The organism is Streptomyces sp. NPDC002785 (assembly GCF_040295565.1).
Classification (GTDB): Bacteria; Actinomycetota; Actinomycetes; order Streptomycetales; family Streptomycetaceae; genus Streptomyces.
In genome coordinates this window covers 21,020-46,996 of the sequence record NZ_JBEOVN010000035.1, presented here as the reverse complement: position 1 = coordinate 46,996, position 25,977 = coordinate 21,020, and the positions used below count along the sequence as shown (strand labels likewise).

23 protein-coding genes, 1 tRNA gene and 2 pseudogenes are annotated in these 25,977 nt (G+C 70.1%); 17 read left to right on the top strand and 9 right to left on the bottom strand.

The features are described from left to right. Nucleotides 1–127: 127 nt before the first annotated feature. The 3 genes and pseudogenes from ABTZ94_RS12040 to ABTZ94_RS12030 all read left to right on the top strand — a co-directional run. A pseudogene (locus ABTZ94_RS12040) lies at nucleotides 128–310 on the top strand (MFS transporter); the annotation flags it as partial. A gap of 169 nt (nucleotides 311–479) precedes the next feature. Continuing rightward, nucleotides 480–944 carry a DUF485 domain-containing protein gene (locus tag ABTZ94_RS12035; RefSeq protein ID WP_351200083.1) on the top strand — a complete coding sequence of 155 codons (465 nt, stop codon included), beginning with the start codon at nucleotides 480–482 and terminating at the stop codon, nucleotides 942–944. A 26-nt stretch (nucleotides 945–970) separates the two neighbouring features. Next, nucleotides 971–2,560, top strand: coding sequence for a sodium/solute symporter (locus tag ABTZ94_RS12030; RefSeq protein WP_351200093.1), 1,590 nt, complete (start codon nucleotides 971–973; stop codon nucleotides 2,558–2,560). Nucleotides 2,561–2,637: 77 nt separating this feature from the next. Here the strand turns inward: ABTZ94_RS12030 and ABTZ94_RS12025 are convergent, their stop codons facing one another. After that, complete coding sequence (locus ABTZ94_RS12025) at nucleotides 2,638–3,159, bottom strand: ATP-binding protein (RefSeq protein WP_351200081.1); 522 nt, start codon at nucleotides 3,157–3,159, stop codon at nucleotides 2,638–2,640. 119 nt (nucleotides 3,160–3,278) lie between these two features. Then, complete coding sequence (locus ABTZ94_RS12020) at nucleotides 3,279–4,505, bottom strand: RNA-guided endonuclease InsQ/TnpB family protein (protein ID WP_351200079.1); 1,227 nt, start codon at nucleotides 4,503–4,505, stop codon at nucleotides 3,279–3,281. A 151-nt stretch (nucleotides 4,506–4,656) separates the two neighbouring features. Here ABTZ94_RS12020 and ABTZ94_RS12015 point away from each other — a divergent pair, with 151 nt between their 5' ends. From ABTZ94_RS12015 to ABTZ94_RS12000, 4 genes are all read left to right on the top strand, one after another. Then, nucleotides 4,657–5,481 carry a helix-turn-helix domain-containing protein gene (locus ABTZ94_RS12015; RefSeq protein WP_351200077.1) on the top strand — a complete coding sequence of 275 codons (825 nt, stop codon included), beginning with the start codon at nucleotides 4,657–4,659 and terminating at the stop codon, nucleotides 5,479–5,481. Then, the gene (locus ABTZ94_RS12010; RefSeq protein WP_351200075.1) at nucleotides 5,478–5,705 is read left to right on the top strand and encodes a DUF397 domain-containing protein; all 228 of its coding nucleotides are present in this window, start codon (nucleotides 5,478–5,480) and stop codon (nucleotides 5,703–5,705) included. Before ABTZ94_RS12015 ends, ABTZ94_RS12010 begins: the two co-directional genes overlap by 4 nt. 136 nt (nucleotides 5,706–5,841) lie before the next feature. Further along, nucleotides 5,842–6,498, top strand: coding sequence for a DUF433 domain-containing protein (locus ABTZ94_RS12005; RefSeq protein WP_351200073.1), 657 nt, complete (start codon nucleotides 5,842–5,844; stop codon nucleotides 6,496–6,498). Then, a complete protein-coding gene (locus ABTZ94_RS12000) occupies nucleotides 6,488–6,874 on the top strand; it encodes a PIN-like domain-containing protein (RefSeq protein WP_351200071.1) in 387 nt (128 codons plus the stop codon). The genes ABTZ94_RS12005 and ABTZ94_RS12000 overlap by 11 nt, the downstream gene beginning before the upstream one ends. 273 nt (nucleotides 6,875–7,147) lie before the next feature. On the opposite strand, the gene ABTZ94_RS11995 is transcribed toward ABTZ94_RS12000, so the two are convergent. The 3 genes from ABTZ94_RS11995 to ABTZ94_RS11985 form a co-directional block, all read right to left on the bottom strand. Continuing rightward, entirely contained in the window at nucleotides 7,148–8,047 is a 900-nt protein-coding gene (locus ABTZ94_RS11995; protein ID WP_351200069.1) for a coiled-coil domain-containing protein, read from the bottom strand. A gap of 185 nt (nucleotides 8,048–8,232) precedes the next feature. Further along, a complete protein-coding gene (locus tag ABTZ94_RS11990) occupies nucleotides 8,233–10,755 on the bottom strand; it encodes an SUKH-4 family immunity protein (protein ID WP_351200067.1) in 2,523 nt (840 codons plus the stop codon). A gap of 5 nt (nucleotides 10,756–10,760) precedes the next feature. Continuing rightward, complete coding sequence (locus ABTZ94_RS11985) at nucleotides 10,761–11,738, bottom strand: HNH endonuclease (protein ID WP_351200065.1); 978 nt, start codon at nucleotides 11,736–11,738, stop codon at nucleotides 10,761–10,763. 302 nt (nucleotides 11,739–12,040) lie between these two features. Between ABTZ94_RS11985 and ABTZ94_RS11980 the strand changes: the two genes are divergently transcribed. Both ABTZ94_RS11980 and ABTZ94_RS11975 read left to right on the top strand, forming a co-directional pair. Next, complete coding sequence (locus ABTZ94_RS11980; protein WP_351200064.1) at nucleotides 12,041–12,565, top strand: YwqJ-related putative deaminase; 525 nt, start codon at nucleotides 12,041–12,043, stop codon at nucleotides 12,563–12,565. A 10-nt stretch (nucleotides 12,566–12,575) separates the two neighbouring features. Continuing rightward, nucleotides 12,576–13,109: an SUKH-3 domain-containing protein gene (locus tag ABTZ94_RS11975; RefSeq protein WP_351200062.1), complete on the top strand. Its 534-nt coding sequence runs from the start codon at nucleotides 12,576–12,578 to the stop codon at nucleotides 13,107–13,109. A 161-nt stretch (nucleotides 13,110–13,270) separates the two neighbouring features. Here the strand turns inward: ABTZ94_RS11975 and ABTZ94_RS11970 are convergent, their stop codons facing one another. Beyond that, nucleotides 13,271–14,584 (bottom strand): sensor histidine kinase, encoded by a 1,314-nt coding sequence (locus ABTZ94_RS11970; RefSeq protein WP_351200060.1) that lies wholly within the window; start codon nucleotides 14,582–14,584, stop codon nucleotides 13,271–13,273. 458 nt (nucleotides 14,585–15,042) lie between these two features. On the opposite strand from ABTZ94_RS11970, the gene ABTZ94_RS11960 reads away from it, so the two are divergent. The 6 genes from ABTZ94_RS11960 (at nucleotide 15,043) to ABTZ94_RS11935 (ending at nucleotide 19,981) form a co-directional block, all read left to right on the top strand. Further along, a tRNA-Gln gene (locus ABTZ94_RS11960) sits at nucleotides 15,043–15,113 on the top strand. A 109-nt stretch (nucleotides 15,114–15,222) separates the two neighbouring features. Then, nucleotides 15,223–16,671, top strand: a complete 1,449-nt coding sequence (glmU, locus tag ABTZ94_RS11955; RefSeq protein ID WP_351200058.1) for a bifunctional UDP-N-acetylglucosamine diphosphorylase/glucosamine-1-phosphate N-acetyltransferase GlmU — start codon at nucleotides 15,223–15,225, stop codon at nucleotides 16,669–16,671. Nucleotides 16,672–16,791: 120 nt separating this feature from the next. Beyond that, nucleotides 16,792–17,766 carry a ribose-phosphate diphosphokinase gene (locus ABTZ94_RS11950; RefSeq protein WP_351200056.1) on the top strand — a complete coding sequence of 325 codons (975 nt, stop codon included), beginning with the start codon at nucleotides 16,792–16,794 and terminating at the stop codon, nucleotides 17,764–17,766. Nucleotides 17,767–17,948: 182 nt separating this feature from the next. Continuing rightward, nucleotides 17,949–18,527: a 50S ribosomal protein L25/general stress protein Ctc gene (locus ABTZ94_RS11945; RefSeq protein WP_351200054.1), complete on the top strand. Its 579-nt coding sequence runs from the start codon at nucleotides 17,949–17,951 to the stop codon at nucleotides 18,525–18,527. 278 nt (nucleotides 18,528–18,805) lie between these two features. Next, nucleotides 18,806–19,399, top strand: coding sequence for an aminoacyl-tRNA hydrolase (gene pth, locus ABTZ94_RS11940; protein ID WP_114244947.1), 594 nt, complete (start codon nucleotides 18,806–18,808; stop codon nucleotides 19,397–19,399). A 111-nt stretch (nucleotides 19,400–19,510) separates the two neighbouring features. Next, the gene (locus ABTZ94_RS11935; RefSeq protein ID WP_351200052.1) at nucleotides 19,511–19,981 is read left to right on the top strand and encodes a hypothetical protein; all 471 of its coding nucleotides are present in this window, start codon (nucleotides 19,511–19,513) and stop codon (nucleotides 19,979–19,981) included. Nucleotides 19,982–20,007: 26 nt separating this feature from the next. On the opposite strand, the gene ppc is transcribed toward ABTZ94_RS11935, so the two are convergent. Beyond that, nucleotides 20,008–22,737 (bottom strand): phosphoenolpyruvate carboxylase, encoded by a 2,730-nt coding sequence (ppc, locus tag ABTZ94_RS11930; protein ID WP_351200050.1) that lies wholly within the window; start codon nucleotides 22,735–22,737, stop codon nucleotides 20,008–20,010. A 341-nt stretch (nucleotides 22,738–23,078) separates the two neighbouring features. On the opposite strand from ppc, the gene ABTZ94_RS11925 reads away from it, so the two are divergent. Continuing rightward, nucleotides 23,079–24,065: an acyl-CoA desaturase gene (locus tag ABTZ94_RS11925; RefSeq protein ID WP_351200048.1), complete on the top strand. Its 987-nt coding sequence runs from the start codon at nucleotides 23,079–23,081 to the stop codon at nucleotides 24,063–24,065. Continuing rightward, nucleotides 24,062–24,748 carry a TetR family transcriptional regulator gene (locus ABTZ94_RS11920; protein WP_351200046.1) on the top strand — a complete coding sequence of 229 codons (687 nt, stop codon included), beginning with the start codon at nucleotides 24,062–24,064 and terminating at the stop codon, nucleotides 24,746–24,748. The genes ABTZ94_RS11925 and ABTZ94_RS11920 overlap by 4 nt, the downstream gene beginning before the upstream one ends. Nucleotides 24,749–24,926: 178 nt before the next feature. On the opposite strand, the gene ABTZ94_RS11915 is transcribed toward ABTZ94_RS11920, so the two are convergent. After that, a complete protein-coding gene (locus ABTZ94_RS11915) occupies nucleotides 24,927–25,532 on the bottom strand; it encodes a GNAT family N-acetyltransferase (RefSeq protein ID WP_351200044.1) in 606 nt (201 codons plus the stop codon). A gap of 14 nt (nucleotides 25,533–25,546) precedes the next feature. Next, nucleotides 25,547–25,966 (bottom strand): annotated as a pseudogene (locus ABTZ94_RS11910) (NsdA family TPR-like regulatory protein); the annotation flags it as partial. Between the last annotated feature and the right edge of the window lie 11 nt (nucleotides 25,967–25,977).

Genomic DNA, 25,977 nt, shown 5'->3' with positions numbered 1-25,977 from the left:
CCCGTCTCAGGGACTGCACCCATGGGTGCAGTCCCTGAGGTCCGCAGAGGTCTTCGTACCCGTCCCCCAGCAGCGGCACCTCCCCGCCGCAGCTCACGGGTGAGACGGCGTCCCGAGAAAACAGGTGCAGCCCGCCCTGATCATGCTGCTGCTCGGCGCGGCGCTCGGGCTGTTCCAGCTGCCGCTGATCTTCGGGGTCCGGTCGCCGGCCGGCCGGGCCGAGCGCGGTACGACGACCGCCTCCGTACTCTTGTGCCGCCAGGTCGGCCAGAGCGTCGGCGCCGCGCTCTTCGGGCTGTGGGGCAGAGGGACTCCATTCGGCAAGAACTCACGCAACTGAGCCATTACCGTGAGTAGTTCCGGCCAATCTCTCCCCAACTGCCATACCCGCGAGTAATGTTCGCGCTTCCGACAGCGCACCCGCACTCCTGCCTTGCCGTCCAGCCCAGGACCCGAGCCATGCAAGGAGCAGCACCCAGATGTCGTACGGAAGCCCGCCCCCGTCCCCGTACTCCTCCTGGCCCGGACGGCTGCCGAAGCCGCCTCGGCGGCATCAGCCCCCGCCTCCGCATCACCCCGAATACCTGCTGCCCTGGCAGAGCGCGGAGCTCTCACCACCCCCGGAACGGCCGAGCGCGCCCACCGCACCCGTGTCCGTTCCGGGCCGTCACGGCGATCTGCGCCGGCTGCGCACCGCGTATCGGCTGCTGCGGCGCATCACGACCCTGACCGCACTCGGCTACTTCGTCGTCTTCCTGCTGCTCTCCGGATTCGCCAAGGGCCTGATGGACCGTCCCCTGTTCGGCGGTCTCAACATCGGCCTGGCGCTGGGGCTCTGCCAGCTCCCCGTGACACTGCTCGCCATCGTCCTGTACGAGCGGACCGCCCGGAGCAAGGTCGATCCGCTCGCCGCCCGGCTCCGAGGAACGGGAGCGACCCAGTGAACGGATTCGACGATTCCGCGAAGTCGATGTCCCTGGTGGCCTTCCTCGCCGTGGCCACCGTGGCCCTGCTGCTCTGCGTGATGACCGGCCCGGACCGCGACGACCTCGACGAGTTCTACACCGGCTCCCGCTCGCTCTCGCCCCTGCGCAGCGGCCTCGCGCTCGCGGGCGACTATCTCTCCGCGGCCACGGTTCTCGGCACCACCGGCATCATCGCCCTCACCGGCTACGACGGGATGATCCTCGCCCTGAGCATCACCCTCTCGCTCGTCCTGCTGATGTTCCTGCTGGCCGAACCGCTGCGCAACGCGGGCGGGTTCACCATGGGCGACCTGCTCGTGCGCCGCGCCCCCGGCCGCGCGGTCCGTATCACCGCCAGCGCGGCGACCATCGCCGCGCTCGTTCCGATGATGGTCGTCCAGCTCGCGAGCAGCGGCGATCTGCTCGCCTTCGTCCTGGGGTTCGACAGCTCCGGGTTCCGCACCGGCGCCATCATCGGGCTCGGCGCCCTGATGATCGGCTACGCGGCGATCGGCGGTATGAAGGGCACCTCGCTGATCCAGATCGTGAAGACCGTGGTCCTCCTGGTCGCCGCGTTCACCATCGCCGTACTGATCTTGAACCGCTTCGACTGGGACACCGGCGCCCTGCTCTCGGCCGCCCGGTACAGCAGCGGCGCGGGGGCCGCGTATCTGCGCTCGGGGCTCCAGTTCGACGGCAGCGGACTCGACATGGTCAGCTCCGAACTGACCGTGGTGCTCGGCGCCGCCTGTCTGCCGCACGTCACCATGCGCATGACGAGCGCTCGCTCCACGCAGGCCGTCCGCCGCTCGCTGTCCTGGGCGGTCGCCGTGGTCGCCGGCGTCTGTCTGCTGCTCGTCGTGATCGGTTTCGGTGCGGGGGCGCTCGTCGGCCACGACCGCATCACCGCCGCCGGGGCGTCCGGAAACAGCTCGATCCTCCAGGTCAGCGAAGTGGTCGCGGGCGGCGGCAGGCTGGGCGCGCTGGTCGTCACGACGATGACTACGGCGATCTTCCTGACCCTGCTCGCCTCGGTCGCCGGAATGATCCTGGCCTGCGCGAACTCCCTCGCGCACGATCTCTTCGCCCACGGCCTGCACGGGGTGCGCGCCCCGGACAGGAAGCCGCTGGCGGGCTTGTCCGAAATGCGTACGGCACAGGCCTCGACGGTCGTCGTCGGGCTGCTCGCCATCACGCTGGCCGTTGTGGCCAGGCACTGGAACGTACAGGCGCTGGCGACGCTCTCGTTCTGTGTCGGTGCGTCGGCGCTGGCCCCGGCGCTCGTCTACAGCATGTTCTGGCGACGCTTCACCCGTACCGGACTGCTCAGCACCCTGATCGTCGGCACCGTCACCGTCATGGTGCTGATCACCGGCACCAATCTTGTCTCGGGCTCGCCCTCTTCGGTCTTCCCCGAGTACGACTTCAACTGGTTCCCGTTCACCACAACCGGGCTCGTCTCCATCCCGGCCGGCTTCCTGGCCGGCTGGCTGGGAACGGTGCTGCCGCGTTACACGGCAGCCGAGGCACGCCGCCGGTACGACGGGGAGGAGCCGCGGATACTGGCGGGCACGGCGCCGGTGGACCGCACCTGAGGACGGGGGCGCGGAGTCCGCAGGCATCGGCTGGTGATTGGCGATCAGATACCCAAGAGAACCCCGCCAATTATCCGCTAATCCACGGCAGTTGACTCAACGATGCACTCCGCCCACACCGTCTTCCCGAGGGGAGTACGGGGAACCGCCCCCCACCGGGCGGCGAGCACGTCGACGAGGACCAGACCGCGCCCCGACTCCTCATCGTCGGCCGGCATGGACGGGCCGACCGGCGGTAGCTCCGGGCAGGCATCGGAGACCTCGATCCGGATACGCCGAGCTCCCCTCTCGTACGTCACGCTCAGGAGAAAGTTCCGGCCACGGACCCTGCCATGACGCACAGCGTTGGCGGCGAGCTCGGCGACCACCAGGGCAACGGTGCAGGAGGCCTCCGACGCCGGTGGCAACCCCCACTGGTCGAGATGCCTCACCGCCGCCAGTCGGGCGAGCTGGGCGCCGCAGGAAGTGGAGAAGAACTGCCTTGAGAAGAAGTGCCGTTGGGTGCTCTGAAGCGCCTCCGTCTTCCGTCCGTCCGCAAGCAGAGCCCCGTCCGGCTCTCGCTCCGGCCCGTCCTCCGGCACAGTCACTGCCTTGAGCATGGTGCGATCCATCCCATCCCGTCGTTCCTCACGCGTCCCACAGAGTGCGGAATGCGCTACGTTCCGCAGTCAAGAGTCGACGGGCGTGCGTAGGGTCGGAAGTTGACATCCTCCCTTCCCTAAAGGGAAGGGATTCCTGGCTCACGTTGGCTGCGGACCGGCGGTCCGTCAGCTCTTACACGATCAGCACCAGCCGGGTTGAGACCAGCCCGGACGAGCATCACGCGGGCGGAGTTCTTATCCCTGGGGGATACGGCTCCGCACGCGGTGCACGAGTAGGTTCGTTCTGAGAGAGGTAGTGCGTGCTTGGTTCTCGCTCCGCACTGCGCGCAGTCCATGGTGGTGTGCGCGGGATGGACAAGGTGCACGGGCCGGCCGTACTTTCGGCCCATCTCGATCAGGGCCGTCTTGGTCGCGCCGATCGCGGCGTCGGCGGCCTTCCGGGCCATGGTGGACTTGGCGAGGAACTTCGGCTTGAAGTCCTCGACCGCCAGCGCGTCGTGGTCGCGGACCACGGTCCTGGCCCACTTACGGGCAGTGTCCTGCCGCTGCCGGGCCACCTTCTTGTGCAGCTTGGCGGCCTGCCGCCGCGCTTCGCGGTAGCCCTTCGACTGGGCCTTGCCCCGGGGCGCGCGGCGTCGGGCCATCATCCGCTGATAGCGCGCGAGGCGGCCGACGGCTTTCCTGCCGTACTCGGCGTGGGGCAGGTCATGGTCATCGGACGTGGTGGTGGCCGTCTCCTTCACACCCCAGTCGATCCCGATCACCGCGCCCGTGGAGGGCAGCGTCCCGATGACGGTGGGGACGACGAAGCCGGCATACCAATGCCCGAGGCTGTCCCGGTACACGCGCACCGACGACGGCGGCCTGGGCAGATCGCGCGACCACACCACGGTCAAGCTGATACCCCCGGCCAAGTGCAGGCGACCGTCCTTCAACCGGAAGCCGCGCTGCGTGTAGTTGAGCGTGGGGTCCGTCTCGTGCTTCTTCTTGTACTTCGGCATCCCGGCACGCTGCCGCACCGGCAACCGAGCCTTGATGTCCTTGAGCGCCTTGGCCCGGGACTTGCCGAAGTCGCGGATCAACTGCTGCTGCGGAACGCTGCTGCCCTCACGCAGCCAGGACATCGCGGTCCGGGCCTCGGTCAGCATCTTGTCCAGCCTGGCCGGGCCACACTTCTCATCCTCGGCATGGGCCCTCTTCGACCGGGCGCAGCTCTCGTTCCAGATCCACCGGCACCGCGCCCACTCCGCTTCCAGCGCGGCGGCCGCGGTGGACGACACACGAAGCCGGTAGGTATACCGGGCATGCCCGGCACTCTCCCCGCTCCGCACTCCTGCCGTCATGACCCCCAACCTAGCCACCCCCACTGACAACGAAAGAAAAACAGGTCAGAGCAGATGCGCAACGAACTCCGCCGCTATACGGCTCCGCCCCAAGCACCCATTCCTCCCCAGGCTGAAGCCCGGGGCATCCTGGGAGAAATCCTGTGACGCCATGGCCAAAGCAATCGACCCCCAGCATTCGATGGCCGCCCTGTTCGGTTCACGCGTACGCAAACTCCGTACCGCGGCCGGGCTGACCCAGGCGGAGGTGGGCAGGATGACGCACGTCGTGAGCACCCGGATCACCCAGATCGAGCGGTCGTCCGGGGCCAAGCCGACCCAGAAGCTGGCACAGGCCCTGGATACCGCGCTGGTGGCGGACGACCTGCTGGTCGACCTGTGGCCGTTCGTCCACCGGGAGGCGTTCCCGGACTGGGTGCAGGCGTTCATGAACCTCTCGGCGCGTGCGGCGGCGATCAGGCAATACGCCGCACACGTGGTGCCGGGCCTGCTGCAGACCAAGGATTACGCACGGGCGGTGTTGAGTGTCGGACGCACACTCAAGAGTGAGGAACACCTGGAAGAGCGGCTGTCGGCACGATTGGACCGCCAGAAGCGCCTGCGGTCCGCCGATCGTCCCGAGCTGTGGGTGGTCCTCGACGAGGCGGTGCTACGACGCCCGGTGGGTGGCCCGGCAGTCATGCACTCCCAACTGGCCCACCTGCTGGCCACGGCCGAGGAACCCCACATCACCGTGCAGGTACTGCCGTTCGCACAGGGCGAGCATGCCGCCATGGGCGGCTCCCTGACCGTACTGGTCCTGCCGGACGGCACAGAGGTCAGCTATACAGAAGGCGCGCATTACGGCCAGTTGATCGAGGATCCGGAGGAAGTCAGGCGCTTCGCGGTGACCTACGATCAGCTCCGGGCGGCAGCTCTGCCTCCCCTCATGTCGTTCGAAATGATCCGATCCGCGATGGGAGGACAACCACCATGACGCGAGTGTCCCGTCCCGATCTGACCGACGCCGCCTGGCGCAAAAGCAGCTACAGCAATCAGGAGGGGGGAGACTGCGTGGAAGTGGCGGACGGATTCCCCGGAGTCGTCCCCGTCCGTGACAGCAAGACCGCCGACGGCCCGGCACTGACCTTCCCCGCGCACTCCTGGACCTCGTTCATAGCCGAGTTGAAGAGAGACCGCCGCTTCCACCCCGGCCGGTAGTCGGCAAGCCTTCGGACCGGCCGACACGCTGCCGCATCCAAGGGTCGGCGCGTGGGCGGACACCCGGATACGCCGCCTGCGAGCGGCGGGCGGGGTGATGTGCAACGATGCGGGCCGACGCCACGGGAGGTGGACCATGGTCGACAGATTTACGGACGGCTTCCTGACGCCCGCGGAGACGTCCTCGTACCTGCAGATTCCGTATTCGACCCTCGCCGCCTGGCTGAACGGCAAGGCCGCCGGCGCCCCCCTGGTGCACGCGGTCGAACCGGCACGCAAGGGACAGCCCTCCGTACCGTTCATCGCAGTGGCCGAGGCCCACGTCCTGCGGTCCCTGCGCACCCTCGGGCTGCGCATGAGCGAGATCAGAGAGGCCGCAGCCGCGGTACGGGATGCCTTCGACACCCCGTACGGCCTGGTCTCGAAGCGCATTGCGACGGACGGCGTAGACATCTTCGTCGAGCACGGTCTCGGAGATCTGCGCAGGGCGAGGGACGGTCAGGCGCCCATCCACGAGGTCGTGGCCGAATACCTCCGCTACCTCACCTGGGAAGCTGATGACGATTTCCCGTCGAGCCTGCAACTCAGGCAGTACGGGGAGGAAGTCCCGGTCGTGATCGACCCCCGGTTCGGACGCGGACTGCCGGTCGTCGCGGCGAACCACGTCTCCGTCAAAGCCATCACCGATCTGTGGGAGGCCGGGGAAACCGTCGAGGACATCGCCTACGACTTCGACATGACTCCGGAGCAGGTGGACACGCTGTGCGAAGCAGTGGTGCATCTTGCAGCCTGAATTCTTCCTCGACCGGAACTTCGGGCGTCGCGTGGCGGAAGAGCTGCGGGCGCGGGGCTGGGTCGTCCACCGCATCGCGGACGTGTTTCCCGAGGACGGACAGCACATCCCCGACGAGGAGTGGATCACCCACGGCCTCGACCGTTCGTGGGTTCCGTTAACCAAGGACGGCCGCATCAAGACACGCGACCGGGAGATTCAGCCCGTCCTGGACCGGTCGGCCGTGCGCTTCTACCTCGACAACCAGCAGCTGCGCAGTATCGAGATGGTGCAGCGCCTCGATACCCATCGCTCCGCTGTCTACCGGGCGGTCGAGAAGGGCGGTCCGGCCGCCTATGCGATCAGGCACGACTGCATCGAGAACACCTGGCCGTGACGGCCCGGCTTCCGTGGCACCGAGTGTGAGGGCGGACTGCCGGGTGGCAGCCCGCCCTCGCGCCTCACTGCTGGCCGGCCTGGTGGACGAGGAATGGGGACGCCGCTACGGCCGTCCCGTCCGTCTGGGCAAGAACCCCACCCGGCCCAAGACCAGGATCAACACCACCGGCAACGACGCCTTACAGCTACTGGGGCTGCCAGCACGGGGCAAATCGCGCGTTCGGTTCCCGGGTCCAAGCTCTGCGGCAGATCGTCGTTGCAGCGGGACCGATCAGTCCTCCGCCGGATCCGGGGCCACCCGCCCGGTGAGTGCCGCGAGTGTGTTCCGTACGTGCGTCATGTGCGCCTGGACCTCCTCGCGGCCCTCCTCGTGCTCCCGCAGGATCCGCTCCGTCTCACGGACCACGCGCTCCTCACGGACCCTGGCCGCCGCGATCAGCTCCGCACCCTGCGCCTCGGAGTCCTCCTGGCTGTGCCGTGCGGCCTCCTCCGTCTCCGCCAGCGCCCGCCGCGCCTCGGCCAGGCGGGCCTCCGCCTGCTCGGTCAGCTCGTCGTGGCGCGCGGCCTGCGCGGTTTCGGCCTCCGCCAGCTCACGTTCGGCCGTCTTCCACCGCTCAGAATGCTCCTGCTCCTGGTGCGCGAGGACGCTCGCAGTACGGTGACGCGTCTCGGCCATCACGGACTCCGCCTGCTCCCGCGCCTCCACGGCCTCCTTGCGGGCCTCGGCCACGGTCTCCTCGGCGGTGCCCCTGGCCGTGGTCAGCGTCCCGTCGGCGTGCTTCTCGGCCGCTGCCCGCATCGCCTCGGAGTCCGCGCGCGCCGACTCGCGGAGCCCCCGGCCCGCCTCGTCCGTCGCGTCCCGCAGCGCCTGCGCCGCTTCCTGGGCGGCGCCCCGTACGGTCCGGGCCTCGCTCTCGGCGAGCGCCAGGATCTGCTGGGCGCGCTCACCGAGCGATTCATAGTTCTGCGGCGCGAGCTTGGCGACGGCCTCGCTCAGCCGGACCGACTGGGCCGAGAGTTCCTCCACCAGCGCGATCAGCCGGGACACCTTGTCCCACGCCTCGTCCCGCTCCGCCGACAGGTCGGACGCCTTGGCGTCCACCTGCTCCGGGCGGTAGCCACGCCCTCGCACCACGACGAAGCCATGCGCGGACAACGGTGCAGAACTCATCCTTGACGCCTCTTTCCGACTCTCCGGCCACCAGCAATAAGTCAAGGATGAGGCAATTGACGCAGAAGCCGGAATCGATTGGCTGCTTTCCGGGCGGAAGCGACCGGTCTCACAGACAGCACAAGGGGTGGCGCCCGGCCCCTGTCACGGGAGCGGGCGCCATCCGCAGAACCTGCCGGGCCCGATCAGATCAGCCCGTCCCACATCTGCTCAAGGAGTACGGACCACCAGCTCTCCGGCGACGCCAGCGCCGCCGCGTCCAGCGCCACCAGCTGAGCCTGGAAGTCGACGGTCCAGCGGCCCGCCTGCTCCGGATTGAGCCCGAAGCGCAGCCGCCACATCCGGCCGAGCAGCGCCATCGACCGCTGGAACTCCGGCAGCCCGGTGTTCACGAACTGCGGCGCCACCGACTGCCCGCCAGGGCCCGCCTCGACGGGCACGGCCACGATGTTCGCGGTGCCGTACTGGACACAGATCGCCCGCCCGAAGTCGGACCCCATGACGAGGTACGACCCCGCGTCGGGGGCGGCCTGCACCTGCCGCTGTGCGGCCAGCTCGCCGAGCGTCGGCACCACCGGCTGGCCCGGCTGCGCCCAGAAGAACGGCCCGAAGTCGGCGGGCAGCCCCGCCCACACCAGCGTCCGTGCCACGGCCTCGGGCACTCCCTGACGGGACACCGCGCGCTGGTCGAAGCGGAGGATGCCCTGCGGCCCGAAGGTCTGCAGCAGCTCCTGGGCGATGACCTCCGGCGGCACCGGCGGCGCGAGCGGCATCTGCGGCAGCGGAGCCCGAACCGGCGCGGGACGAGCCGGCCCGTCGGCCACCTGATGCAGCTCACCCTGATGGGTGAGCAGATGCTGCATGCCCTGCTGGCGACTGGCGTGATCGGTGCCGTACGGGGCGACGCTGGTGATCCGCACCTGTGGCCAGGTCTCGCGGATCATCCGCGCGCAGTAGCCACCGGGCAGCTCGCACGACTCCAGCTCGGTGTGCAGCTCGATGACCTGCTGCGGCGGCACGTTCATGGCCCGCAGCTCGTGCAGCATCTGCCACTCGGGGTGCGGGGTACCGGGCGCCGAGCGGCGGATCAGCTGCTGCTCGCTGCCGTCGGGCGCGCGGTAGCGCAGCACGGCCTGGTAGCCGGGGCCGACGGTCGGCTGCCCGGTCGGCGCCTGCGGATATCCGTTCGCCGGAGGCGGCGGGGTGTGCGGATTCGGCGGTACGGGGCCGGGGGCGCCGCCCTGCGGCATTCCCGGCGGGCCGGGAGGACCGGGCGGACCGGGAGGACCGGGCGGACCGGGCGGCTGCGGCGCGGACGGCCCGACCTGACCGGGGCCCGCGAGCATCGTCGCGGCGTGGTGCACCCCGCCACCGGGCGGCGGAGGCGTCGAAGCGGGAGGAGCAGGAGGGCCGGGCGGACCCGGCGGCTGCGAGGCTCCGGGGACTCCGGGTGGACCTGGCGGCTGCGAGGCTCCGGGGGCTCCGGGCGGACCCGGAGGCTGCGGCGCACCCGGGCCACCCATGCTCGGGTCCGCGAGCATCGTCGCCGCATGGTGAACACCGCCACCGGGCGGCGGAGGCGTCGAACCGGGGGGAGCGGGCGGCGCCGGGGGGCCGGGCGGCTGCGGGGCGCCGGGCGGGCCCAGCTGGGAGACGAGCTGCGTCGGCAGGTAGCCGCCCGCCGGAGCACCGGGCGCACCCGGTCCCGAGGGCGGTGGCACGGGCCCACCCGGCCTGGCGCCCGGGGTGCCGGGGGCACCGGGCGGCGGCGGGGTCGTCGAACCGCCCCCGCGCGCACCGCGCGGCGGCACGACGGCCTTGCTGGTGGCCGCGTCCGCGATGTCACCGGCACCGGGGCCAGGAGCACTCGGGGCGCTCGGGGCAGGTGTTCCGGGTGCCGGTGTGCCGATTCCCTGCTGTTGGTCCGTGCCGGGGACGAGCGCCGTCCGGGGCAACTGGCTGCCACCGGACATCAGGGCGGTCGGCGCATCGGCCGGTACGACCGGCGGCGGGGTGCCCTCGTCGTCGGCGCCCGAGAGCGGCGGTGCGAACACCGTGGCAGGCAGGGGCACCGCACCGTCGTCGGAGCCCGCGTTGGTGTCGGTCCCGGCCCAGGGGGTGGACCCGGCCGGCACGTTCGGCGGGGATGCCGGAACGCCGTCGTTGGCGGTGGGCTCGTACGCGACCGGCCCACCCTGCGAACCCTGCGCAGCCGCGGGTGCGGGAACAGCAGGGGCGGCGGGAGGCGGAGCGGTCGAAGGAGCCGAGGGCGTCGAGGGTTCCGAAGGAGGGGCCGAAGGAGCCGCGTCCCCGTCCCGGTCCGCCCGACGGTCCGGGATACCCAGCTTGTCGGCCGCTTCCTGGAGCCACTCCGGGGGGCTCAGCAGGAACGACGTCTGGTTCAGATCGATGCGCTGCGGCGGCTCCGGAGCGGCCGGGGCCGCATCATGTGCGCCGTACTCCTCCTCGTACCGTCGGATCACCTCGCCCACCGGCAGTCCGGGCCACAGGGTCGCCTCACCGCTGTCCCTGGCGATCACCAGCCGTTGCCGGCCGCCGTCCGAGACCGGGCCCTCGGCACGGTCCTCGCCCCACACCACGAAGCCCAGCTCGAACTCCCGTACCCGCACCTCGCGGTGCTGGTATGCGGGCACGTCGCCGTTGATCCACTCGTCCGCGCGTTCCTGCGCCTGTGCAAAGGTCACCATCGCGCTCACCCCTCCACCGGGACGGCCCGCGCGAAGCCGCCGTCCACCATCAGGTTCGCCACGGTCTCCAGCTCCGGCGGATTGCCCGCCAGACGCTGCAGGAAGGCGTCGAAGTCGCCGCCGCACGGCAGCAGCAGCCGGTCCACCCGCTCCTGCACGTTCCATCCGTCCTGGTCCCGGGCGTCGTCGTACACGCAGAACCAGACCGAGCCGACACCGTTGCCCTTCACCTTCACCGCGAGGATGCCGCCCTGGACGAAGCCGACGCCCAGGTAGTCCTTGGTGAGGTGGTCCCGCAGGCACTTGTTGACGTACACCAGGTCGTTCACGGCGGCCTCCTCGCGCACCGTGAAGAACGGCTGGTCGACCAGGAGACCGAGCTCCGCGTCGAGCGCCGTGCCCACCGGGGCCGAGCCGCCCGCAGCCTTGAGGAAGGAGCGGTAGGCGCCGGGCAGCCGGTAGCCGAGGTCCTCCTCGATGCCCAGGATCTGCTGCTCGCTCACCGCGACGGCGCCCTTGGGCAGCCGGAAGTGCGCGGGCCGGGTCTCCTGCAGCGGGCGGGTGCCGCGCTTGTCCTGGTCGACCGCGGTGGCGGCCAGGCCGCCGTGGTGCCTGAGCAGCGCCTTGACCTCGACCGGTATCAGCACCATGCGCCGGCCGCCTGGTACGTGATGCCAGGTCCAGCCGTGCGGGGTGGCGACCGCGGGAATCGTGTCCCACAGTTCATGGCCGCTCGCCGCCAGCGCCGCGTTGGCCGAGACGTAGTCGGTGAGCCGCAGTTCGTCGACGCCGAAGCCCTGCGGGGGCTCGGCGACCTCGGCGGCGGCGCGCGCGTACGGCGCGAAGTCCGGGCTGCCGTTCTCGTCCATGCGCACGCCTCTGGGGTGGCGGGACGCCCGGACCGGGTCCGGGAAATGCACGAGCTGCCCGGCGTAGGCCGCGTTCGGTGGCGCGGCTTGCTGCCCGAGCCGACCTGTCGTCATGGCGGTTGCCCCCTGCTGCGTCTGACTGGTGAGGACCGGCCTGCTCAAGGGGACGGTCCGGGCACAGCCTATGCGGTGGCGCAAGAGCGGGTCTCGCCCCTACGCCACCCCTCTTCTCTTCCGTCACGAACCGTCACAACGGCGTGACGGAAGAGCAATGGTCCTGCCACTGCCGGGTGACACGCAGGCGCGTTTCCCTGCCCCAGCTTCCCCACCAGCCGGGACATTTGGCAGGCTGTCACCGCAACTCGGGGGCGTGCACATCGCGCAGCTACCGCTGCGGGCACGGGAGGGAAAGCACCATGCACAGCGCACAAACAGTCACATCCGGGGATCCGCGTCTCAGCTGGAGCAGCACCGAAACCAGCCGCACACCCCGTCTGCACCACCGCCGCGACGGCATCCTGCCCGCGGTGGCCGCAGCGCTGTCCGTACGCGGTGAGACGCTCACCTGCACGGCGGGCAAGGGCGACCGGCCGCCCGTACTGCACCCACTGGTCCAGGACTTCCTCGACACCCTCACCAGCGGCCAGCGCGAACGCTTCACCGGCCGCTGCCCCGAGGCGATACTGCTGTCCCGGCAGCTCACCGCGGCCGAAGCCGGCCGTTCCAAGCGGGCTCAGCGCAAGCCGCTGACCAACGGCGAGGCCCGTCGCGCCCTGAAGCACTCGCGGCTCACCGCACGGCGCATCCGTGAGGACGGCGACCCGATGCACGGCAGTTACGCGCCGCCGTGCCGCTCCTGCGAGGTGATGCTCGCCCATTTCGGCGTACGTCCCGTCGACCTCACGACCACCGGGTCGGCGACCACCGCCGAGAAGGGCTGACCACGCGCCGATGCATGACCGAACCGACCTACCCGAACAGGCGGGCCCCGCGGACCGCGACCGCCACTCCTCGACCCGCTTCCCCGTCTCCGTGGACGCCGCCCTGCGCGCCGCGGGCTGGCAGCCCGGCCGCTGGGACATCCGGCAGGCCGAGGAGTGGGCCGACGCGCTGCGCTCGCACGCGTCGCCGGCCGGTCATCAGCACGCGGTCTTCCCGGCGGCCGTGGAGGCGTGGGCGGAGTTCGGCGGACTGCACATCACGGCGTCCGCGCCGGGCCGGCAGATCGCACCGGCCCCGGTGCGCATCGACCCGATGAGCGGGCTGCATCTCGCCCGGACACTCGGTGACCTCGGCCGGGCGCTGGAGACCGAGGTCAGTCCGCTGGGCGAGGAGGGGGACGGGCAGGCGGTCCTCGCGATCGACACGCAGGGGCGGGTGTACAGCATCGATCACACCGGGGACTGGTACCTCGGCCCGGACATCGACCAGGCGTTGGCGACGCTGGTCGCAGGCATCCAGCCGGAGCGCCTCGTCTCGGGCTGAGCGGCCGCCGTCCCGGACCGAACCCTTTCCCCCATCCGTCCGGTCGGCCGGTCTCAGGCACACCGGGTTCCGTCCTCGAACGCCGGACGGGCTGGACTTGCCCGCCCCGGCACGATCAAGCCCGTCCGGCGATCGAGGGCAGAGCGAGGCCGCAGGCCGAGTCAGGCCACCCCACGGTCCGGCAGCACCGCCGACACCCGGAAGCCGCCCGCATCCGTCGGCCCTGAGACGAAGACGCCGCCGAGCCCCAGCACCCGCTCCCGCATGCCGACCAGACCGTTGCCCCCGCTCGGCAGCCTCACGTCCGCCGTGGCGGCGTCCGACGGGCCGTTCTCCACCTGCATCGCGACTTCCGAGCCCCGGTGCGCGAGCCGCACCCACGTCTTCGCGCCCGCCGCGTGCTTGTGCACGTTCGTCAGGGCCTCCTGCACCACCCGGTACGCGGTCTGCTCGACCTCGGGGGCGTACGGGCGGACCTCGCCGTCCACCGAGAGTTCCACGGTCATGCCGGCCGCCCTGGACTCCCCGACCAGGGTCACCACCTCGTGCAGCCGGGGCCCGTCCTCCGTGGCTACGGTGGCTGCGGCCGCAGCCACCTGGCCGACCGAGGCGAGCGGCACGTTCGCGGACCGGGGTGTCGCGGGCTCCCCGCTCCGCAGCACCCCGAGCATTTCGCGGAGCTCGGTCAGCGCCTGGCGGCCCATGTCACCGACCAGGGCGGCGTTCCGTACCGCCTTCGCCGGGTCCTTCGGCGCGACGGCCTGGAGCGCGGCGGCGTGCACGACCATCAGGCTGACCCGGTGGGCGACCACGTCGTGCATCTCGCGGGCGATCCTGGTGCGCTCCTCCGTACGCGCCCACTCGGCCCGTTCCTCGGCCCGGTCGGCGAGCAGCGACAGCTCCCGCTCCAGCGAGTCCGCCCGCTCCCGAAGGCTCTCCATCAGCCGCCGCCGGGCCCCTATGTAGAGGCCGAACAGCACGGGCGGTGCGGTGAGCCCGAGCGACATGAACAGGGACATCAGCGGTACGTACCAGTCGTCGCGCCCGAAGTCGGTCTGCTGGGAGACGCTCTGCCACAGCCGTACGTACGTGACGATGAACGTTCCCGTGAAGGACATCCCCATCAGCACCGCGGTGATTCTTCGCGGTACGTCGGAGGCGGCCAGCGTGTAGAGGCCGACCAGGCCCATCAGGAAGCCCATCCCGGCGGGCGTCATCGCGATCGACACCAGCACCACGGCGATCGGCCAGCGCCGCCGCACCACCAGTACGGCCCCCGCGAGCAGCCCGAACACGACGCCGACCGGCACCGGCAGCCCGGTACCCCCGGCGAACCCCACCCCCTCCAGTGCGCATTCCAGCGCCGACAGGAGCGCCAGCCCCACGTCCAGGACGACACTGCGCCGCCGTTCCCACCACCAATAGCCGCGGGTGGTCGTACCCGCGGCTTCCCGGTATGCCCCCGTTGCGGTCATGCCGTCCAGCCTACGGGCGGGCGCACCTCATTTTCGGGCGACCGCTGCACCACGTGCCGCGTTCGAACCGAGACGAAACGATCCTTGATCGCCCGAAATAGCGAATCGGCCGCGCTTTCAACCCGGACGTCCGTATTCCGAACAACGCTCGTCGTATGACGGACACCACAGGCAAGGACGCGGCGGAGGAGACCGGCGCTTACGGCGGACGTGACTGAAGCCGAGTGGTACTGGATCGATCTCACCGGCGCCGGCAGCGCATCGTCCGGCAGGACCACGGTCAAGACACACCGTCCGAGGACGAACCGCAAGAACGTCGGTGAGGACTACCGAGGTTGCCTTGTCGTGCGTGTTCTCAAAAACGCCGACCCGTAGCGTCGCATCGAAGGCTGGTGGTACGGCATAGTAGGGGCTGCCGAACGAGTCGATCATCGAACTCGGACATAAAGGGCAGACCATCCCGGGTCGTCTAAAGGCAGGACAAATGGTTTTGGTCCATTGAATGAGGGTTCGATTCCTTCCCCGGGAGCCCACGGTTGCGGGCCCCGACTACCACGGTCGGGGCCCGCACCCATGTCGGCCCACAGGTGCCCCGGTATCCTTCGGGTGTCCACCACCCGAAGCCGAAGGGCATTTCCGTGAGCTCCGAACGCCCGGCAGCCGTCGTCGTCCTCGCAGCGGGTGAGGGCACCCGTATGAAGTCGAAGACCCCCAAGGTTCTGCACGAGATCTCCGGGCGCTCGCTCGTCGGACATGTCGTCACCGCCTCCCGCGAACTGGACCCAGAGCACCTCGTCGTGGTCGTCGGCCACGAGAGCGAACAGGTCACCGCGCATCTCACCGCCGTCGACGACCGCCTGCGGACCGCCTACCAGGCCGAGCAGAGGGGCACCGGAAGCGCGGTGCGCGTCGGTCTCGACGGGCTCGGCGGGACCGTCGAGGGCACCGTGATCGTCGTCTGCGGCGACACCCCGCTGCTCTCCGGCGAGACGCTCACCGCACTCGCCGCCACCCACACGGCCGACTCGAACGCCGTCACCGTGCTGACCGCCGAGGTCCCTGACTCCACCGGCTACGGCCGGATCGTCCGCGACCCGGCCAGTGGCGCGGTCACCGAGATCGTCGAGCACAAGGACGCCACCGACGCCCAGCGCGCGATCCGGGAGATCAACTCCGGGGTCTTCGCCTTCGACGGCCGGCTGCTCACGGACGCCCTCGGCAAGGTCCGTACCGACAACAGCCAGGGCGAGGAGTACCTCACCGATGTGCTCTCCATCCTGCGCGAGGCCGGACACCGGGTCGGCGCCTGTGTCACCGACGACCACCGCGAAATCCTCGGCATCAACAACCGGGTCCAGCTGGCCGAGGCCCGGCGTCTGCTGAACCAGCGGCTGCTGGAGCGGGCCATGCTGGCCGGTGTGACCGTCGTGGACCCTGCGTCCACTCTGATCGACGCCACCGTCACCTACGAGCGGGACGCGATCGTGCACCCGGGCACCCAGCTGCTCGGCACCACGCATCTCGCCGAGGACGCCGAGGTCGGCCCCAACACCCGGCTCACGGACACCGTCGTCCACGCGGGCGCACGCGTGGACAACACGGTCGCGGACCGGGCCGAGGTCGGCGAGGGCGCGACGGTCGGCCCGTACGCCTATCTGCGGCCCGGCACCAAGCTCGGCCCGAAAGCCAAGGCCGGTACGTACGTGGAGATGAAGAACGCCACGATCGGCGAGGGCACCAAGGTCCCGCACCTGAGCTACGTCGGCGACGCGACGATCGGCGACCACACCAACATCGGTGCCGCCAGCGTCTTCGTGAACTACGACGGTGTGGCCAAGCACCACACCGTGATCGGCTCCCACTGCCGTACCGGGTCGGACAATATGTTTGTGGCGCCCGTCACGGTCGGGGACGGCGTCTACACCGCGGCCGGCTCAGTCATCACCAAGGACGTGCCGCCCGGTTCGCTGGCCGTCGCCCGTGGCCAGCAAAGGAATATCGAGGGCTGGGTGGCCCGCAAGCGTCCGGGAAGCGCCGCCGCACAGGCGGCTCAGTCCGCCGCGTCGGAGCACGACGGCGAAAGCTGACCGGAAACAGGTACGCCGTGCACGGCGTACCGTGATAGATGCTCACCCCATTTCGGCTGGCTCGTTGCACATCGGGACACATGCGTGCAGCGCCAGAAACACGTCTGAGGAGACTGTGCTGTGACCGGGATCAAGACGACCGGCGAGAAGAAACTGATGCTCTTCTCCGGCCGCGCCCACCCCGAGCTGGCCGAGGAGGTTGCACACCAACTGGGTGTCGGCCTCGTGCCGACGAAGGCCTTCGATTTCGCCAACGGTGAGATCTACGTCCGCTTCCAGGAGTCCGCCCGCGGCGCCGACTGCTTCCTGATGCAGAGCCACACGGCTCCGATCAACAAGTGGATCATGGAGCAGCTGATCATGCTGGACGCGCTGAAGCGCGCGTCAGCCCGCTCCATCACGGTGATCGTGCCGTTCTACGGCTACGCCCGCCAGGACAAGAAGCACCGTGGCCGCGAGCCGATCTCGGCCCGCCTGATCGCCGACCTGATGAAGACGGCGGGTGCCGACCGCATCCTCACCGTCGATCTGCACACCGACCAGATCCAGGGCTTCTTCGACGGCCCGGTCGACCACCTCTTCGCGCTGCCGATCCTCGCCGACTACGTCGGTGCCAAGGTCGACCGCTCGAAGCTGACGATCGTCTCCCCGGACGCCGGCCGCGTGCGCGTCGCCGACCGCTGGTGCGACCGCCTGGACGCCCCCCTCGCCATCGTCCACAAGCGCCGGGACAAGGACGTCGCCAACCAGGTGACCGTCCACGAGGTCGTCGGCAACGTCAAGGGCCGGGTCTGCGTCCTGGTCGACGACATGATCGACACCGGCGGCACCATCTGCGCCGCCGCCGACGCCCTGTTCGCGCACGGCGCCGAGGACGTCATAGTGACGGCCACCCACGGTGTGCTCTCCGGCCCGGCCGCGGACCGTCTGAAGAACTCGAAGGTCAGCGAGTTCGTCTTCACGGACACCCTGCCGACCCCCGGTGAGCTGGAGCTCGACAAGCTCACGGTGCTCTCGATCGCCCCGATGATCGCCCGCGCGGTGCGCGAGGTCTTCGAGGACGGCTCGGTCACCAGCCTCTTCGAAGAGCAGTAAGCAGCACAGCACGGAAGATCCACTTTGGGTGCGGCCTCCCCGCCGGGTAGACTCAGCGAGTTGCTCGGCGAGGGAGGCCGTACTCATGTGTACGGCGATCCGTTATCGACGCGCTCTTCGTAGCAGGCCTGTCGTGGGCCGGGTGACCGTCCAGATTTCGTCACCATACGAGGAGTGCAGTCATGGCTGAGGTCAAGCTCGCCGCCCAGGCCCGTACCGAGTTCGGCAAGGGCGCTGCCCGTCGCACCCGCCGCGCCAACCTGGTCCCCGCGGTCGTCTACGGCCACGGTGCCGAGCCGGCTCACATCACCCTGCCGGGTCACGAGCTGATGATGGCGCTCAAGACCGCCAACGTCCTGATCAGCCTGGAGATCGACGGCAAGGACGCCCTGGTCATCCCGAAGGCCATTCAGCGCAACGCGCTCAAGGGCAACATCGAGCACGTCGACCTGCTGACCGTCAAGCGCGGCGAGAAGGTCAACGTCGAGATCGCCGTGCACGCCGAGGGCGACCTGGCCCCGGGCGGCAACCTCCTGGAGTACGTGCAGAACACCCTGCTCGTCGAGGCCGAGGCCACCCACATCCCCGAGTCCGTCACGGTCTCCGTCGCGGGCCTGGACGCCGGTGCGTCCGTCCTCGCCAAGGACATCCCGCTGCCCAAGGGCTCCGTGCTGGCCGGTGACGAGGACGCCGTCGTGCTCCAGGTCGTCGCCGCGCAGGCCGAGGAGCCGACCGCCGAGGGCGAGGGCACCGAGGCCTGAGCCTCGCCTTCCCTGCTTCACTGACGGGGCGGCGGTTCCTTCTTCGGGGGCCCGCCGCCCCGTTTCCCTTCAGACCGACCGGCACATGGGGGGTGGGAGTAGGAGCGGGGCTGGGTGCGTGCAGCTGCAAGGCGGAGGATTGAGCCAACGCGGAGTGTTGGTGATTGACGACAACGCGGCAGATGTGCGTGCCCAGCCCCGCGACGCCGCCCCCCATGTGCCGGTCGGTCTTAACCGGGCCATCCGGAACCATCCGTACGCGAGGAGACCGAGCGCAGATGTCCGACGCCACCGAACCCTGGCTCATCGTGGGCCTCGGCAACCCCGGTCCCGAGTACGCGGCGAACCGGCACAATGTCGGCTTCATGGTCGCCGACCTGCTCGCCGAGCGGATCGGCGGGAAGTTCAAGCGGGCGCAGAAGGCCCAGGCACAGGTCGTCGAGGGCCGCATGGGCCCGCCGGGACCGGAGAACCGCCGGGTGATCCTGGCCAAGCCGATGTCGTACATGAACCTGTCCGGCGGCCCCGTCACCGCGCTGCGCGACTTTTACAAGGTGCCGACCGACCACATCGTGGCGATCCATGACGAGCTGGACATCGATTACGGGACGCTCCGGCTGAAGCTGGGCGGCGGCGACAACGGGCACAACGGGCTCAAGTCGATGACCAAGTCGATGGGCGCCGACTACCACCGGGTCCGGTTCGGGATCGGCCGGCCGCCGGGCCGGATGCAGGTCGCGGACTTCGTGCTAAAGGACTTCTCGTCCACCGAGCGCAAGGAGCTCGCCTACCTCGTGGACCGGGCCGCCGACTCGGTGGAGTGCCTGCTCGCGGAGGGTCTGGAGCGCGCGCAGAGCGCGTACAACTCCTGACATCCGCAACCACGGTCGCGGCGCACACAACTCTGGCATTCCCGCCGGTACCCCGGCGTTTTTCGGCCATAAGTTGACCCGGGGCGTCGCTCTGCCCAAGGATCGCTCCCCATGAAGCGGAGATCCTCCCACCGCGCCCTGGTCTACGCCCGCAGCGCCGCCATGAGCTGTGTCGTCCTGCTGCTGCTCGTCGCGGGTGTGCTGTCCTCCTGGAGTTCGGCGCACCACATCGTTCTGGCCAAGGGCCGCGAGCACGGCACGATGACCGTCACGGGCTGCGGCGCCGATGTCTGCACCGGACCGTTCGCACCGTCCGGACAGGCCGCCGCGCGTGGCCGGGTGACGATCGAGAACTCCGTCGCGGCGGGGAGGGGCGACAGCTTCCCCGTCGTCGTGAAGCCCGGCACGGACGACGTCGTGCGCACCGGAACCGCCGGCTTCCTGCATGCCTGGGTGCCGCTGGGCGGTGCGCTGTTGCTGGCCGCCCTGGTCATCGGCGGCGGTCTGCGGCTGCCCCGGATCGCCTGGGGCACCGGGATCGCGGGCGCGACCCTGCTGGTGGCGACGTTCTTCGCCCTCTGAGCAGGGCCGCACCCGTGTCCGGGGGCTCAGCCGGTGTTGCGCAGACCCGCGGCGACACCGTTCACGGTGAGCAGCAGGGCCCGGGCGAGCAGCGGGTCGGCTTCCTCACCGCGTGCCGCCGCCTCGCGCTGGCGGGCCAGCAGCGAGACCTGCAGATAGGAGATCGGGTCCAGGTAGGCGTCCCGGATGGCGAAGGTCTGCTGGAGCACCGGGCTGGTGCCGAGCAGTTCGGAGCCGCCGGTGACCCTCAAAACCTCCTGGACCGTGAGCGCGTGCTCGGCCTCGATGTCGGCGAAGACATGCTTCAGCTCGTCCGGGACAAGTGTGTCGACATAGTGGCGGGCGATCCGCAGGTCGGTCTTGGCGAGCGTCATCTCCACGTTCGAGATGAAGTTCCGGAAGAAGTGCCACTGCTCGTGCATCTCGTTCAGAACGGTGTCCAGACCGGCCTCGCGCAGCGCCTTGAGCCCGGAGCCGACGCCGTACCAGCCGGGCACGATCTGCCGCGACTGGGTCCAGCCGAAGACCCACGGGATGGCCCGCAGGCCGTCCAGACCGGCGCCCGAGTCCGGACGCCGCGACGGACGCGACCCGAGGTGCAGCTCGGCGAGCTGGTCGACCGGGGTGGAGGCGAAGAAGTACGCGGGCAGGTCCGGGTCCTCGACCAGCCTGCGGTATGCGGCGTGCGCGGCGTCGGAGACGGTGTCCATCGCCGCGTCCCAGCGGGCCAGGGCCTCGTCGGACTGGCGGGGTGCGGTGTGCAGCGCGGAGGCCTGGAGGGTGGCCGCGACGGTCAGCTCCAGGTTCTCCCGGGCGAGCGCCGGGATGAGGTACTTGTCGGAGATGACCTCGCCCTGCTCGGTCACCTTGATCTCGCCTTCGAGGGTGCCCCATGGCTGCGCGAGGATCGCGTCGTGCGAGGGGCCGCCACCGCGGCCGACGGTGCCGCCGCGGCCGTGGAAGAGCCGCAGCCGTACGCCGTAGCGGTGCGCGACGTCACGCAGTCGGCGCTGCGCCCGGTGGATCTCCCACTGCGAGGTGGTGATGCCGCCGAACTTGGAGGAGTCGGAGTACCCGAGCATGACCTCCTGGACGTCGCCGCGCAGCGAGACGAGACGGCGGTACGACGGGTCGGCGAGCATCTCGTCGAGGATGACGTCGGCGGCGCGCAGCTCGTCGGTGGTCTCCAGGAGCGGGACGATGCCGATCTTGGCCCAGCCGCCGTGCAGATCGATCAGTCCGGCCTCGCGGGCCAGGACTGCGGCCGCGAAGACGTCGTCGGCGCCCTGGCACATCGAGATGATGTACGACTCGATGACCTCGGGGCCGAACCGCTCGAAGGCTTCCTTGACGGTGTGGAAGACGCCGAGGGTCTTCTCGCCCGCGGCGTCCAGCGGGGCCGGGGTCGGGGCGAGCGGGCGGCGCGAGCGCAGCTCCTTGGCGAGCAGCTTCTGCCGGTAGTCGCGCGGCATGTCGGCGTAGCGCCAGGACTCCTCGCCGAGCCGGTCGAAGAGCTGGCCGAGGGCATGGTGGTGGGCGTCCGCGTGCTCGCGTACGTCCATGGTGGCGAGCTGCAGGCCGAACGCGGAGAGCGTACGGATCGTGCGGTCCATCCGCCCGTCGGCGAACAGGCCGCCGCGGTGCTCGCGCAGTGAGGTCTGGATGAGCTTCAGATCGGCGATGAGCTCGGCGGTGCCGAGGTAGTCGCAGCCGGGACGGTGCGGGGTACCGCCGGCGAGGCGCTCGCGGGTGTTGACGAGCTTCTGCCGGATGCAGGTGGCCTTGAGGCGGTACGGCTCCTCGGCGTTCAGCCGCTTGTAGCGCGGGCTGATCTCGGGGAGGCGTTCCAGGTCGGCCTGGAGCGAGGTCAGCAGCTCGTCGGTGGCACCGGTGTAGCGGATGGAGTTGGAGAGCAGTCCGCGCAGGTGGTCGACGAGTTCCAGCGCGTCGGTGATGCCGTGCTCGTGCTGGAGGATCAGCACCTCCCGGGTGACGGCGGGCGTCACATTGGGGTTGCCGTCGCGGTCGCCGCCGATCCACGTACCGAAGGTGAGGGGACGGGTGCCCGCGGGCAGTTCGACACCGACCCGCTCCAGCTCGGCCGCCAGGTCCTCCAGTACGTCCCCGACGGCGCCCATGTGCAGTTCGTCGAGGTAGTAGATGGCGTTACGGGCCTCGTCGGCCGGCTCGGGCCGGACCACGCGCAGCTCGTCGGTCTGCCAGATGAGGTCGATGTTCTCGGCGAGTCGCAGATCCTGGCGGCGCCGGTCGGCGTCGATGACGGGCGTCTCCAGCAGCTCGGCGATGCGGCGGAGCTTGTTCAGCACGGAGCGCCGCGCGGCCTCGGTCGGGTGCGCGGTGAAGACGGGCCTTACGTTCAGGTTCTTGACGGTCTCGCGCAGGTGGACCGGGTCGGCGTCCTTCAGCCGGTCGGCGGTACGGGCGAGGAGACCGCCCTCGGCGGCGCGCCGGTCACGCATTTCGTGGGCGCGGTGGACCTGCTCGGTGACGTTGGCGAGGTGGAAGTAGGTGGAGAAGGCGCGCACGAGCTGCGCGGCGGTCTCCAGGTCCGTGTCGCCGAGGAGTTCGGCCGCGGCCTCACCGTCGGTGCGGGTCAGGGCGCGCACCCGCTCGACGAGGTCGAGGAGTTCCTGGCCCTCCTGGCGTACGAGGGTCTCGCCCAGCAGATCACCGAGGCGGCGGATGTCGGCGCGCAGCTCGGGGCTGGCGGCGGGGGTCTGGTCGGCACTGCTCACAGTGTGCGGCTCCTTGCAGTGAATGAGGAGGTGTGTCGCGTAGCGACTCCCAGCAGGGGTGGCGGTGGGAGACGGGCGGGCACGTGGATCTCCCGGGCCGCGGCCGGCAGCGGTGCTGACGCCACCCCGGGAAAGCAGAGTGCGGACCGCGCTGTCCGACCCCACCAGGATAGGTGTCCACGCCGTCGGCGCCGCTGGTGCCCCGATCGGGTTTCCCTGTCACGGGCGGCCCGTCACGCTCTCGTGCAGCGGGCCTCCGCGCTGCTGTACTTACGTAGCCGTAGGTTACGGATGCGTAGTCAAAGCTATCCGTCGCATTCCTCATCCTCAGGGGACTCCCCATGAACACCAGCCCCGCTGTGATCGACGACACTCAGCCATCGACGGCCGACGGTCAGGCCCTTCCCTCCGCCACGCTCGGCGGGGACAGCAAACGGTCGATCGAACAAATCGCCCTTCTGCTGTTCATCGTGGTGCCGTTCGTGGCTCTGGTCGCCGCGGTGCCGCTGGCCTGGGGCCGAGGCGTGAGCCGGCTCGATCTGGGTCTGCTCGTGGCGATGTACTTCATCGGCTGCCACGGCATCACGATCGGCTTCCACCGCTACTTCACCCATGGCTCCTTCAAGGCGAAGCGCCCGCTCCGCATCGCCCTGGCCGTCGCGGGTTCACTGGCCGTGGAGGGCCCGCTGGTGCGCTGGGTGGCCGACCACCGCAAGCACCACCGCTTCTCCGACGCGGAGGGCGACCCGCACTCGCCGTGGCGTTTCGGCGAGACCCTCCCCGCCCTGATGAAAGGTCTCTGGTGGGCGCACATCGGCTGGATGTTCGACGAGGAGCGGACCCCGCAGCAGAAGTACGCCCCCGACCTGATCAAGGACCCCGCGATCCGCGGGATCTCCCGCCACTTCCTCACCTTCACGATCATGTCGCTGGCGCTTCCGCCGCTGGTCGGCGGTCTGGTGACGATGTCGTGGTGGGGCGCGGCGACCGCCTTCTTCTGGGGCTCTCTCGTACGGGTGGCCCTGCTGCACCACGTCACCTGGTCGATCAACTCCATCTGCCACGCGGTCGGCAAGCGCCCCTTCAAGTCCCGCGACCGGTCCGGAAATGTGTGGTGGCTCGCGGTCCTGTCCTGCGGCGAGTCCTGGCACAACCTGCACCACGCGGACCCGACGAGCGCGCGCCACGGCGTGATGAAGGGCCAGATCGATTCGAGCGCCCGACTGATCCGCTGGTTCGAGAAACTGGGCTGGGCATACGACGTGCGCTGGCCCGACTCCGCCCGCATCGACTCCCGGCGCGACCCCGCGCGCGCCGACGCGGCATGATTGACGACGTGGCGACCAACTCCAGCACCAGTAGCGAGAACAACCGTCCCCCCTCTGCCCGGCGTACCCGCCGGGTGAGGATGACCGGCAAGGAACGCCGCGAGCAGCTGCTGGACATCGGCCGCACCCTCTTCGCCGACAAGGGCTTCGAGGGCACCTCGGTCGAGGAGATCGCGACCCGGGCCGGCGTCTCCAAACCGGTCGTCTACGAGCACTTCGGCGGCAAGGAGGGCCTGTACGCCGTCGTGGTCGACCGCGAGATGCGCCAACTCCTCGACATGGTCACGAGCGCCCTGACCGCCGGCCACCCCCGCGAACTCCTGGAGCAGGCCGCGTTCGCCCTGCTCGACTACATCGAGACGTACACGGACGGCTTCCGCATCCTGGTCCGCGACTCCCCCGTCGCCCAGTCGACGGGCACCTTCGCCTCCCTCATCAGCGACATCGCCACCCAGGTGGAGGACATCCTGGGCCTGGAGTTCAAGGCCCGCGGCTTCGACCCGAAGCTGGCCCCGCTGTACGCGCAGGCACTGGTCGGCATGGTCGCCCTGACCGGCCAGTGGTGGGTCAACGCCCGCAAGCCGGAGAAGGCGGAGGTCGCCGCCCATCTGGTGAACCTGGCCTGGCACGGCCTGGAGAACCTGGAATCGAAGCCGCGGCTGATGGGGCACCGCAAGAGTTGAGGGGGGCGGGCGGTCGAGGGCTGGCCCGACCGGTCGGCCGGAACAGTTCGAACGGGGCAGCTGTAGCGCCGTCCTCAGGTCCGGGTCTCCGGGAGCGGCCCAGACGGCCGTCCCCTGAGGAGCGGCCCGCCATGGTCGCGGCCGGTCAGCGGCATGGCGGCCCTCTTCCACGTGGTGTTCAGGAAGTCGTCCCAGATGCGTGCGGCTGTGCTGTGCGGAGCTGACGGAGCTGACGGAGCTGACGGAGCATCGTGGCGTATACGGGTGCGTCGGGGAACGGCTGCTGGTCGCCGATGTCCTCGTACCCCCATGCCTCGTACAGGGTTTTGACCTTGGGGTGGGTGGGCTCGACGAGGAGGGTCACGCGTTCCTCGGGGCGCCCGGACAGCAGCTCTTCGTGGATGCGGTGGGCGGTGCCGGTCTTGCGCCATGACTGGCGCACCATCAGTTCGAACAGAGCGAGGGTGCGCGTGCCGCCTGTCTCGTCGGTCATCTCCTCGGGCAGGAGCTTGAGCATTCCGGCCCACCAGCGGGTGCGCTCGGGCAGTGGGGAGCCGTAGGCGTATCCGACGGGTTCGCCGTCCGCGTAGCCCATGACGACCTCCCAGCCGGGGCGGGAGGTGTGGCCTTCCAGTCGGTCAAGGAAGCGCGGGATGTCGAAGAACGGGTCTGACAGCCGGTCGGCGTACACCTCCGCATAGACGTCGGTGAGCGTCTGGCGGAGGTCGTCGGTCAGGTCGTCGAGGCCGTAGCGGCGCATTTCGACGGCGGGCGTGGTGGTCACGGGTTCCTTCCAGATCAGGCGGCGGCGCGGCGGGCGTTCCATTCGCGGGTGACGGCGGCGCCGGGTGCCATGGCGCCCAACCGGTCGGTGAAGGTGTCGAGCAGGTGGGGGATGCGGCCCGCCGAGGTAGAGCCGGGCGGCGGGGTCACGGTGGCGGCGGTGGCGCATGCCTGCTCGGCGTCGCCCTGGTCGAGTTGCGCGAAGGCGACGTGCGCGAGGTAGTACGCGCGGTTTCGGTGTTGGTCACGGCGGAGCGCGGCCAGACTGCGGTAGAGGTGATACTCGGCCTTGTCGGGCTGCCCGATCCTCAGGTAGGCGATGCCGGTCAGGCCGTCCAGTTCGCCGAGGGTGTAGAAGTCCATCGATGTCGGGCGCCACTCTGCCGGGTCGGCCTTGTCGTACACGGCCTGTGCGCGCTCCAGGGCGCGCAGGGCCGGGTCTCGCT